General features: G+C 37.5%; 10 protein-coding genes. All 10 read right to left on the minus strand.

Annotation, left to right across the window (positions count from 1 at the left end):
* Positions 1–6: 6 nt before the first annotated feature.
* The 10 genes from ACRC32_RS26870 to codB all read right to left on the minus strand — a co-directional run bounded on the left by ACRC32_RS26870 (position 7) and on the right by codB (position 12,516).
* The gene (locus tag ACRC32_RS26870; protein WP_438556844.1) at positions 7–1,128 is read right to left on the minus strand and encodes a glycosyltransferase; all 1,122 of its coding nucleotides are present in this window, start codon (positions 1,126–1,128) and stop codon (positions 7–9) included.
* Positions 1,129–1,280: 152 nt separating this feature from the next.
* Complete coding sequence (locus tag ACRC32_RS26875) at positions 1,281–2,375, minus strand: glycosyltransferase family 4 protein (RefSeq protein WP_438556845.1); 1,095 nt, start codon at positions 2,373–2,375, stop codon at positions 1,281–1,283.
* A 116-nt stretch (positions 2,376–2,491) separates the two neighbouring features.
* Positions 2,492–3,481 (minus strand): glycosyltransferase family 2 protein, encoded by a 990-nt coding sequence (locus tag ACRC32_RS26880; protein WP_438556846.1) that lies wholly within the window; start codon positions 3,479–3,481, stop codon positions 2,492–2,494.
* Between the two features lie 71 nt (positions 3,482–3,552).
* Positions 3,553–4,764 carry an O-antigen ligase family protein gene (locus tag ACRC32_RS26885; RefSeq protein WP_438556847.1) on the minus strand — a complete coding sequence of 404 codons (1,212 nt, stop codon included), beginning with the start codon at positions 4,762–4,764 and terminating at the stop codon, positions 3,553–3,555.
* A gap of 170 nt (positions 4,765–4,934) precedes the next feature.
* Entirely contained in the window at positions 4,935–5,654 is a 720-nt protein-coding gene (locus ACRC32_RS26890) for a CatB-related O-acetyltransferase (RefSeq protein ID WP_438556848.1), read from the minus strand.
* 20 nt (positions 5,655–5,674) lie between these two features.
* Positions 5,675–6,595, minus strand: a complete 921-nt coding sequence (locus tag ACRC32_RS26895; RefSeq protein WP_438556879.1) for a glycosyltransferase family A protein — start codon at positions 6,593–6,595, stop codon at positions 5,675–5,677.
* Between the two features lie 2 nt (positions 6,596–6,597).
* A complete protein-coding gene (locus ACRC32_RS26900; RefSeq protein WP_438556849.1) occupies positions 6,598–7,314 on the minus strand; it encodes an FkbM family methyltransferase in 717 nt (238 codons plus the stop codon).
* 5 nt (positions 7,315–7,319) lie between these two features.
* Positions 7,320–8,627 carry a flippase gene (locus tag ACRC32_RS26905; RefSeq protein ID WP_438556850.1) on the minus strand — a complete coding sequence of 436 codons (1,308 nt, stop codon included), beginning with the start codon at positions 8,625–8,627 and terminating at the stop codon, positions 7,320–7,322.
* A gap of 8 nt (positions 8,628–8,635) precedes the next feature.
* Entirely contained in the window at positions 8,636–10,846 is a 2,211-nt protein-coding gene (locus tag ACRC32_RS26910) for a GumC family protein (RefSeq protein WP_438556851.1), read from the minus strand.
* 377 nt (positions 10,847–11,223) lie between these two features.
* Positions 11,224–12,516 carry a cytosine permease gene (codB, locus tag ACRC32_RS26915; RefSeq protein WP_438556852.1) on the minus strand — a complete coding sequence of 431 codons (1,293 nt, stop codon included), beginning with the start codon at positions 12,514–12,516 and terminating at the stop codon, positions 11,224–11,226.
* Positions 12,517–12,605 lie beyond the last annotated feature (89 nt).

Here is a 12,605-nt window from a genome sequence, read left to right on the forward strand (position 1 = left end):
TGGAATTTATATTAAAGCAGCGTATAACTCATTTAAAGATTGCATCATACGATCTGCTGAAAAAATTTTCTCAAATCGAATTTTTGATGCTCGACTCATTGATTGACGCAATGTCGAAGATGTAGCTAATTTTCTCATTACGTCCACTAATTCAAGTAGATTTTCTGACTCTATAATAAAACCGTTGACTCCTTCAATTACTAAAGCGCTAGCTCCAAAAGTTCGAGTACAAATAATTGGCAATGAAGCTGCCATTGCCTCCATAGCAGCTAGAGAGAGTCCTTCATAGCGACTTGGTAAAACAAAAATATCAAAAACTCTGAGTAAGTCTGGAACATCTGTTCTTTCACCTGTAAAAATTATACGAGAATTAGTTGTTTGTTTGAGAGTATCTAGTAATTCTCCAGTACCAACAATTAGAAGGTAGCTTTGGGGATGATTGAGATTGTGAAATGCTTTGAGCAAAAGTTCGGGATTTTTTTGATGAGTTAATCGACCTGTAAAGCCAAAAACTAAAGCATCGTCAGGAATACCTAACTCTTGTCGAATCACCTGACGAGGACGAGAAGGGCGAGGCAAGGAAATACCATTTTCTATAACCTTAACTTTATTAGGATTAAATTTAAAAGTTTTTAACATATAAGCTTGTTCGTCCTGAGATACAGCGATAACTTTTTGACAAGCTAAATAACCTAGCAATAATTCAGCTAGCCATATTAGTAGTGCTTTAAATCCAACTGCTTCAGTTGATAATGTTGCTAAACCATTGGGAGTATAGAGCGTTCTGTGGCTCATACCATTCAATATTGAGGCGATCCGTCCAGTCACTCCTGCTTTTGAACTATGACAGTGAATAATATCAAAAGAACCATTTTCACGGATATAGTTTGAAATCGCCTGAATCGTTTTCCAATCTGATATTAAGTTGATGTTGCGTGACATCTGAATTTCTTGAAGCCGTACACCGATATTACTCAAATGCAATAACTCTTTTTGAAAAGAGGCATCCGCTCTTGCCGATGAATAAAGTAGATGAACCTCATGTTTTTTGGCTAGATTATTGCAAATTATGCAAACATGACTGCCAACTCCAGTAAGACATGATTCAACGATCAAGGCAATTTTCATTTTGAATATGGTGGTAAAAATGAGACTTTTTGAATGAGTCTATAAACCGAACGTAAACCAGGTACTATTTTTAGTAATCCTCTGTCAGCATAGCTAGTTTTTCTACTGATAATGCAAACAGTCTCAATTTCATTATTTCTAATATACTTTAATCATTTGGCTGCATTTAATAAAACATCTAATGTAAGTTGTGCAGTTTTGTTCCAGCTAAATTCGTTTGCCTTATTTTTTCCACACTCGGTTAAAGTATTTTGTAATTCTGGATTGTTTATTATCGATAACATTGCATTACTTAAACTATTGACATCTCTTGGTTGAACTAAAATTCCTGCGTTACCCATAACTTCCGGTACTGAACCGCCGCTAGCTGCTATGACAGGAGTTCCTAGCGCCATTGCTTCTACAAGAGTTAACCCGAACCCTTCGTATTCAGATGGGTTAACTAAAGCTATTGAACTAGCAATGAGACTATTTAACTGACTTCTATTCAATTCCCCAAGCACCTGAATGTATTCTTTTGCTGTGGAGGATTGAATTCTAGAAGCTACGTCATCTGAATGGTTATAGTTATGCCTACCTGCAAGAATCAGTTTCGGACGAACTTCCTTATCTGCACAAGCAGCATCTACTAACTCAAATGCTGCTATCAAATCGGGTACTCGCTTCCAAGGTTTCCAATTCCCAACATAAACGAAGTAGGGCGGATCGAGCTGTTGCGATATGTGAGGATGTCCATGTGTTAGGTTGACTCCGTTATAAATTATTTCTATTCGACTAGAATTTACACCTGTCCAATGGGAAAAATCTGAGGCTGTGCTTTTTGAAATACAAATGATTTTTTTACACTTCCAAGCTGCTATTCTCAGCATAAGTAAGAAGTATGTTCGAGCTAATCGAGAGGTAGCATATTGAGGATAATTTAGCCAAATTGTGTCATGTACAGTGAGGACTGTAGGACAAGATGAAAAAATAGGAAAAGTTACATGAGGACTAAAAAATATATCTGGTTTGTATGTTCGACAAAACCTTGCCAACCATATTTGTTCCCATATAGAGAACATTTTTGGTCCTCTAATTACATTGATACTTTCTGGTTTAAGAGCTTTAATTTCGTTTAAGCTTTGTTCGTTAGCTCCTACGATTAAAAAATTAATATTTGTTTCATGAATTATTCTATTTAGAATTTCTCTGATGTATTCTCCAATGCCACCTTTAGAAATATGCCTAGCATCAATAGCAATTTTCACTAATATACTCCGATAAATTTCTCGATTAAAGTCTAGACGTATGTTGAGTTAAGGCAAATATAATCGTATCGTTTGAATATGCTTATGCAAAGATAGTTATACAGCAAAAGTCATACTCAATAGCGATCGTTCAAACTTTTGTTGCTCTCCAAAAAATTCATTATAATAAACCGCAACTGGAACCATTTTTTCTCACCCATGAGAAAACGAGTTACACACCTTACTAATAAAATTACTGATTCTAAAGTAACAGAAGGATTGTTTATTACTGCGGACTTAAGTTTAACCAGTGCTGTAGAGAAATTTCCCATCTCCATATACATTTTGGCACACAAAAGATTCACACGACTTTGCGCTTGCTTCTCATCTAAAATTCCTCTTGTCTTGGCTCTGCTCAATACTTCTGCAATATCATTTACCAAACTTTGAGTGATAGTAAATGTTTTCGATGCTGAATGTAGACGAAATAGAGCTAAGTTATAAGAAATGTGTTTTAACGGCAGTTTTTCAGCTAACTTAATCCATAGGTCAAAGTCCATTGCAAAATGGAGTGATAAATCTATTCCTCCCACTTCACGAACGTACTTTACCGGAGCAAACACGGCGGGTTGCGGTAAGTGATATTTCCAAGCCAGAATTTTTTTAAGTGTCATATCTGAACACTGGCGAGGACAAAGACCAAGATCGTTATCGCGTTCATCAATAAATCTAGCTAATCCATAAATAATACTAGGTTGCTCAGTTTCCATCCACGCAGAAACTACTTCAAAAAGTGCATTTTGAGTTAGGACATCATCAGAATTAAGCCAAGAGAAAATTTCTCCTTTAATTCTAGCAAGTCCTTTGTTGATAGCATCACTCTGACCACAATCGCTTTCGCTTATCCAATGAAAGCGTGAATCGCTTTCGTATTCTTTTAAAATAGATATTGTTTCATCTGTGCTACCTCCATCAATTACCCAATACTCAATTTTCTCGTAATTCTGTGTTAAAACGCTTTCAATCGTTTTTCTAATAAACTTTCCTTGGTTATATGATGGTGTAATAATACTAACCAAGGGTAGAGATGAATTATTTTTAGCTTTTAACAAAAGATTCTCGGACATTGAATAGCTAGCCTCTAAGCTAAAATTGATTTTTGCTTGACGTTGGTAGGAAAAGTTAAATATAAATGTAGTTAAGAGTTAAACTGCGTGTATATCTCAGCTATCTCTCGAGGTTTTTTATAATTTTTACGTTTAGTAAGGAGACATTTACTTAAATAAGTAGATAGATATACGTACAAAAACCAAATAATACTTTGTCTTGCAGACAAAACTCCAACATCAGTTAAGTTAGAAATAATTATAAAAGTAATAAGAGTTATCGGTAAGATAGATTCAAGTTTGCTTGACCGTTTCAACTCACCTATGGCTATAAAAATATTTCTAACTAATGACATCAATAAAGCTGACATACCGAGTAAGCCCAGTTGCAAACCTACATCTAATAATCCATTGTGAGCATGGGGTGCTTGCCATCTCATTCTTTGCCAGATATCAGCACAAGGACCGTCCAAACCTGTCCAAAAAGCATTAAGCCCGTAGCCTAACACTGGATGTTCCATAATTTTTTCCCAAACTATTTCCCAGAGAATTGTTCGTCCAGTACCTGTAGTGTCACGACGAAAAAAGTCTAGAACGGTTTCATAATTCGTAGCTAAGATAGTGATTATTGAAGTAATAAAAAACAAAACGAATGAAATTAAAACAACGTTTTTCGTTTTGAAAGTTCGCAATAATAACAAAAGAATCAAGAGTTCCAACAATGACAAGTAGGCGCTGACAGTATTTGTAATTACCAGCGAAGTTGTACATATAGCAACGATGCTCCAACTAATGAATTTATGATGTTTTGTATAAAATGCATGAATTAACCATAGAACTATACTTAGTACCATGATGCGTCCGCAATTTGTTGGATGACTTAGTATGCCTTGAAAACGCAATCCGGTACGCAAATCAACAGTAAAGGCATTAGCTGGCATAAATAGAGCAAATACTAAGCCTAAGATTGCTATAATTGCAAGAGACCAGCGAAATAGTCTCAGCATTTCATTTAAGCTATAACTAGTACCAAGGTAAACGGCAAAAATTGTTATTGCTAAAAGTGAAATACTATGAAAAAAAGTACTTATAGGTACTACTGACCAGATTGTAGAAAGAAGTGATAGGGTAAGAAGAACACATAGAAAAATGTCTTTAAACACTAAATTTAATACTTGCTTATACTTGAAGCTTGCTAAGAAAATTCCTAATCCATAAATACTATAGTTGATGAAGCTTGTGTAAGGGTTATAAGCTTCTAATAATCTAGTACCTGGCTCTGGTTTTTCTAATGAAATTCCCATAAAAAGGCACAAAGCGAATATGATAAAAACATTTTTTATGGGCTTGAGATGGATTTTGCCAATCATTTTACTGAATAAAAATAGAAAACTTTAAAAACTAGCTTGATTGCTAAAACTTATTTCATTAACTAGGTTGTAACATTTGACTACAACAATAAAATATTTTCTGCTCACTCATGTGCCTGTTTAAATTTATTGATGTCATGAAAATCTTTAAAGTTTTGCTTCAACCACTCTTCGTCTTTTAGCCACCATTTGAACTTTAGAAGAAAGTCCACTACTTCCTTTTCAAACCTATAACGAATAAGTTTTGCTGGAACACCACCATAAATAGCGTATGCTGGAATATCTTTAGTGACAACTGCACCAGCAGCAATTATTGCTCCATCACCTATACTTACGCCATCTAAAATGATAGTGTTAGTACCAATCCATACATCATTTCCTATAGTAATAGTATCGCACTCTTTGAAATAGTCTTTGTTCGAAAATGTTAATCCTACTTGTTTCCGAGTTGAAAAAAAGATTGGATGAGTTGAAACAAAATATCTAGTAGGATGACTCCCTAAACCAATTTTACAATCTGAAGCAATAGAACAAAATTTACCTATACTTGCTCTATTAACTACGGTGTTTTGACAAATATAAGTAAAAGAACCAATTTGAGAATTAGAAATTTTGACTTGCTTGTAAATTGTAACGTTAGGTTCAATTACTGAGTTATAAACATGGGAAAGCTCGCCTTGAGTAAAATTTTTGAATTGAAATTTATTGTTGCACCAATTATGGAGAAAACGCAAGTAGTAAGTTATGGCATTTCTAGGTTTATACTTAATCAGCCTAGACAAACCATTTATTAATGAACTTGTATTTTTTATGTCAAATAGCATAAATTGCCTCGATTGGATCTTTATACCTTATAAATAAGTTTTTGTAATCTTGCCATAGCACGACTCCAGATAGGCGTGTTAAATCTCGTTTTTTGAGTAAATTTATCTGCATCTGAGTTTTGTAATACGTATGGTGGATGTTTGAGCGGAAACTGAATTTCTCCTATTTTCATATTAGAATATGGGCTATGACTTGTTGTATGAGTTGCTGCTCGTCCAAAACCAATATTTGAAATTAAATTTACATTAGGAAAGATACCTAAACCACTTTGAATCCAGCAAGAAAATAACCAACGAAAGAACCAACTATTAATCCGCCCATTATAAGTTGAATGAAAAGTATGATTCCAGTATTTAGCTGCTTGAAAACTTGATAACTTATCTGTAAGAATTCCACTATTCTCGATTGTTTGCCACAGCTTCATATCAAAGTCAAAATATTGCCATGCTCGTTTCCAGGTTGCCCAACCCCAACAATCATGGTAGAGAGAAACATAATAGCTATACTCAGTTCTTTGCTGTCCAGCTTGAAAATTAACTCCTGCAATAGACATAATTCGTCTATCGTGACGATAGTATTCAAGAAGTTCTTCACAGTACTGAAAAAAAGTAGGATGAGGTAGACAATCATCTTCAAGAATGATAGCTTCTTCTATATTACTAAAAACCCAGTTTAGTCCACTGGAAACACGATACTGGCATCCCATATTAATATCAGAGTAATTTTTTATTACTTCGCATTTCCAATCAACTTGCTCAATAATTGCACGGACAGCAGCACACTTTTCAGCTTCACCAGGTTTATCGTCACGAGAGCCGTCAGCAATGACAAAAAGCTGAAGAGGTTTAACTTGACGAATTGCCTCAAAAACTTTAGCAGTAGTATCAGGTCGATTAAAGATAATAAAAACAACAGGTGTTTTTAATTGCCAATTACTCATCATTATAAACCGGAGGTTTTAAGTATCAAAGTTCTACAAGTTTTCGCAAAGAGTTCGTATCCTTGTTGAACGAGGAATTGATATGTTTCATTGGTTGATAGCTCGGTGATACTTAAATTCAAACATTCAATCAAAATATATTCTGGTTTAAAAGCTTGCCAATCGTTTGAGTAAAGCACTTCTAAGTCTAATCCTTCGACATCAATTGACATAAAATCTATTTTTTTATGAAACAAAAAATTACTACTCAGTATTTCTTTAAGAGGTACGGCGATCGCACTTTGCTCTTTAAGAAGTTTCCATCCATGAGCAATTCTTTCAGAAGCTAAATTTTTATCAAAGGTATTAAGAGCAGGCTCATCAAACATAAAGAAGGACATTTCTGTTTTTTCTTTAGCAATAGCTGCCTCTATATTAATATCTCTCGATCTTTGTGTTTTAAACAGATTCATACTACCTGGCATCGCATCAATATTGATTCCATTCCATCCTTTTTGGTAAAATAAGTAGGTATTTGAAAATCGTTTTGGATGATGCGCACCTACATCAATATAAAACCCATTTTGTCTGCGTTCAAATATTTTACTTAGAATTAGATCCTCTCCTTCTTGAGAATACGATTTATTAACATAATTATCGGTTATTCTTTTTTTTAATTCTTGCAGTAGGCTCCAAATCTTGATAGGAAGAATACTCTTTAGGGTACGTTTCACGTTCATTGGCTTCAATTGATTAGAAAAAGTGCTTTGAGTTGGATGAAAAACATTTTTCTTGTTTTTTTATTAAAGAAATTTGCAACAAAAGCAGCACAGGCATAAGAAATAACAGTAGCGATCGCCGCACCATTCCCAGAGTAAGTAGGAATTAAGAGAAAATTTAGTAACACATTAGCGATCGCACCAATTAGCGTTCTTTGTAAAGAAAGCTTTGTCAAACCTTCAGTGATAAACCAAGGAGAAGTAGCAACACCCACAAAGACAAATAGAGATGCCCAAATATGGATTGCAAGAATGGAACTAGCTGCAATATATTCTTGACCAAACAGTCCTACCACTAAAGTTCTCGACAGAAATGTCATAGGTACTGCGATCGCGATGGATAAAAATACCATCAGCTGCAATAGCTGTTTTATGCGCTGATAGTACAAACTCTCACTTATTTCCTTTGCCTCAATAATTGTAGGAAAGACGGAAGAGCAAATTGCTGTGGGAATGAAGTACCAAAGTTCGGAGATCCGAGTCGCTGCTGAGTAAAGTCCGACGGCGCGATCGCCGCTCGTTTGTCCCAACATAATCTGATCGATACGCATATAAATCATTATCGATAGCCCCGAAAGCATCAGCGCCCAACTTTCTTTTAGTAAGGCGATCGCACGGGTAAGACTCCAACGCCAAGCCAAAAGGCTATATCCTTGCATTCGGTAGTTGATCGCTAACCCAATTGCACCTAACCCGCTTTCTACCAAAACTACCCAAGCAAAAGCTATTAGAGATGCATTAATTTGAATCAAAATTATTTTGACAAAGGTGATAATGATAAACGCTATATTCTTAGCAATAACCGTATATTTTGATTGAACCTGCGCCTGAAACTGCAAATCAATTGTGTCAAAAGCTTGAAAAATAACTCCGGCTGACAACACACTGACTACCCAGTAAGTTAGCCGATCTCCTGAACGCAGCAGGGAAATGCTAATAAGTGCTAATCCAACTAATACAAATCCGCCAAAAAATCTGAGAAAGAAAGTAGTACCAAGAATTTCATCCTTATGTGAAGAGTCCCGTACAATTTCACGAACTACTATGTTATCCAGACCTAAAGTTGCAAAGGGAGTTAGCAAAGCTACAAACGCAGTGGCATAGTTAAATAGACCAAATTGCTGTGTTCCTAAATAACGAGCCACCCACACACCCACAAAAAGCCCTACACCCATACGGAGAAAGCGGTCAGTAAATAGCCAACCAGTATTTACCGCAACTTTGCGTAGCTGAGGATTTAATCTCTGGCTAATAGTTTCAATTGGTTTGAACATTACTCCTGCTATGTCTTACGCTTAGCTGTAGAACGCTGACGACTAGTAGAATCTTCCTCCATGTAGTAATCCTTAACGTAGTAGTAATAACTATCAGATTCGTTTTCTAAAATCACGCCATTGACAACTAAACCTAAAACTTTCTGACCGGAAGATTGCAATAGATCTCTAGCAGTAGCAGCAGTATTAGAACTCACAACACCAGGTCTTGCAACCATCAATAAACCATCTGCCATCTTACCCAAAGTGAGAGCATCCGCAGCTACTAAGACAGGAGGAGCATCAATAATTACAAAATCAAACGATTTAGCAAAATTATCGATTAAGGAAGTCATTCGCACGGAATCAATTAATGCTACTGGGTTGGGAGGAGTCGCACCAGATGTGAGAATATGCAACTTAGGCAGAACTTCTTTGATTGCAGACTGGTAATCTACCTGACCAACGATCGCATCGCTCAAACCTTCTGTATTAGCCTTTTCCCAAATATGATGTTGTCTGGGACGGCGCATGTCTGCATCAACAATCAAGACTCTGTTTCCTAATTGAGCGATCGCCGCTCCTAAATTAGCAGAAACCGTAGATTTACCTTCGCCAGGAACAGAGCTAGTGACTAAAATCACTTTCAATTTGTCCGAACTGGAAAATTTTAAATTAGCTTGAAGCATCCGAAAAGCTTCGGCAATCGGCGCACGCGGAGTATCTCTGACTGGAAGGGCGATCGCAGATGTCTCCCCATTTTTTCCATCAGCAGCAGCTTTCTTGGTCAGAGAAGGAATAGCTCCTAAAAAGGTATAGCCAAATAACTCTCTTGCTTCCTTCAGAGTTTTGACCGATGTATCCTTAACTTCTAAGGCTGCAACCGTGCCACTTGATAACATTACGCTCAACAATATCCCTGCTGCCAAAATCATCGCCGGTTTGAGCAGCAAAGCTTTTTCGGGGGCTAATGCAGATTCAATAATCCGAGCGTTACCCATATTTTGATTCTCTGCTACCTTCACCTCTTGCAGCTTTTGCAGCAGAATTTCATATGTTGATTGAGCCGCTTTAAGTTGTCTTTCGAGTTCCCGTTGTTGCTGTTCTAATTTGGGCAGAATATTCGCTCTTTGTTTGTAGAGCTTATATTCACCAGATAAAGAAGCTAAACGACTTGCCAAACCCAGACGCTCTACTTCTAATTGAATATACGCTTCAGTAAGTTTTTGTTTACTTTCACCGATTTGTAACTTACCATCAGCTACGGATCGCGCCTTTCCCACAGCCTGCGCAATCCGTTGGCTTAGTAAGGCTTTGAGAGCTGTTCTCTTTTGCTTGAGATTAGAGATCCCTGGATAGGTTTCCGCATAGCGCGTCCGCAGTTGTGCCAGTTCGGCTTCTGTTTTTTGATATTCTGTTAAAACTCTTTGCACGCCACGAGACTGATTGAGCGCGTTGAGGTTCAAGCTATTATCTGCATCCATACCGACTTGTTGCCGCAGTTTTGCCAGCTTAGTATTAGCATCTGCTAATTCTGCTCGAACCTGAGCGATTTGTCCTTCTAAAGTTTGAATGATCGTGACTGCACCTTGTGCCTCGACTTCTAAAGCAATCAGGTGATTCTGTTCTTTAAAGCGGCGCAGGGCGCTTTCAGCTCGCCGCACGCGGGCTTCAACATCAGGAATTTGCTTAGCAATAAAATCTCCGGCTGCTGTTGCCGTAACTCGGTTAGTTTGAATATTATTTTCTAGATAAACGTTCATCAACTTATTGACGACAGCAGCAGCTTCATCAGGACTGACGCTTTTGTAAGTTACTTGCATTACGTCAGTTCCACCAATATTTTTCAACTTTAGTTTGTTGATAAAGCCTTCAGGCTTAAGTGGTTCATTTTTGCGATCGTCTTTGAGATTTAGCACTGCTATAGTTTTTTGTAACAGAGGAATGGAACGTACTACCTCAATTTCTGTATTGACAGGATTACTTTGAAGATTTAAACCTTCCAAGTCTCCGATTCCCTGCCCCAAACCTGTGAGAGCAGCCGTTTGATCGTTTTTCTTAATGATTAGTTTTCCAGTTGCTTCATAAACGGGTTTCTGCAAGCATACAGCTATAATTGTCAAACCCAAGATGGCACTGAACACGCTTGCACCAGGTAACCAACGGCGTTTAAGAATTAACCATAATTTTGAAAAATCTAAATCTAGATTTTCCGAGGTTTCAATAAGTCGCTCTTGCATAACTCAGAAATAGTAGAGAGAATAGTTCAGGCAAAGATTCCTGAAATACCAAGTTATAAGTTCTCAGTACAACGCGAATCTTTACAAAGTTATTAAAGTTTTTGAGATACTACAGTTCAGTAAACTAAAATTCAAATAAAAGCTAACTTGAGTAATACAAGATATCCAAGCGAGTTTTCACCGATAACTTTATTTAAAGTTAATTCACTATTAGGATTTCTTCCGTAGATTTACGTATATATATAGATAGTTTAGGATTTTATCTTGTAAATAGCTCTTTTGACAAAGGACAATTAGAGATTTTAAATTTAATCAGAATTATGCACTTGAAGTCAGAGATCCCCCCTAGTCCCTTTTTAGGGGGGAATTAATCAAAGTTATTGATTCACTCTGTTATTTTTAGGAATTAGAAATTTACTCAAAATAAAATAGGCGATCGCAGCTGCAATAATGCCATTAATAGGCTTGATGCCTGGAGAGAAGTAGGCGACTGCACTCGCTAAAACATAAGCAATAATTCCCGCCCAGTTAAATGCAGGCTGTTTTTCTGTTAGTGCAGGGAACTGTCCTTTATGATGCAACCAGTAATCTGCCATTATGACCCCACCAATGGGAGGAATAAACGTTCCTAGTAAAATCAGGTAGGGTACGAGTAAATTGTAAATTCCGCCCCAAGCTAACACTAAAGCAACAGTTGCACCACCCAACACGAAAGCCGTCCGTTTGTTAGTACGGAACATATGCGCGCCTGCAACGGAGAATGCATAGATGGTGTTATCTTGTGTCGTCCACATATTCAAGAACAACAGTACCAAACCCCAAAATAGCAATCCTTGCTGCGCCATGACTTGTACGATGTCTTCATTACCGTAAACTAGAGCGCAGAATGCCCCGCTAAATATGAGTAAGCCATTGGCAAAGAAAAAGGCACTAAGAGTACTTATCCATGCCGTGCGTCCTGAATTGGCAAATCGACTCCAGTTAGTAGCTTGAGTTCCGCCTGAAATAAACGTCCCGACAATAATTGTAATGGCTTCACCGATTGGCATGGGTTCTTTAGGAACGATCGCCTGCAACCCTGCAAACCCTCCTACCTTTATCCCAGCGATCGCCAAACTCCAAACCATTAAAATTAACATTGCTGGGACGGCAATTCGACTTAGCCAATCCATCGCCCGATAGCCAATATACGCTGTAGAACAAAAGAAATAAGTAAAAAATAGAATAATCAGCCAATTCCAGCCAGCCGGAACGCCTAAAAGCTTATTTGCTAACTCTGCCATCAGCGCCGATCCCCAAGCATACCAACCAATTTGGGTAAAACCAAGCAGAAAATCAACCCAACGAGAACCCATATTGCCAAAGCTGAACCGCGACATCAAGACCGTACTCAGCCCCGTCTTGGCAGAAATATAAGCTAGTAGACTCGCGTAGATACCTAAAATTAAATTACCGACGACAATCAGCGAGACGAGATCGGGGAAAAATCGAAACGATGGACCTACCCTACCCCCAGCAAATAACGTTCCCGAGTATAAGGTAAAACCCATCAGCAAGGGAGCTAAAGACCAAATTGATTTGCGTGCTGAGGCGGGGACAGCACTCAGGGGATAATCTTCACTCACTGGCGATCGCGCTACGAATTGCTGTTCTTCTGACGTGCTACTCATACTCAGGCGAATAAAAGGTTGAAATTATTCTCAGGGCGATCGCGATCGAGTAAATGTATCATAGTTAACACGACACGCGCTGAATTTTG

It is taken from the genome of Chroococcidiopsis sp. (genome assembly GCF_051657925.1).
GTDB lineage: Bacteria > Cyanobacteriota > Cyanobacteriia > Cyanobacteriales > Chroococcidiopsidaceae > Chroococcidiopsis.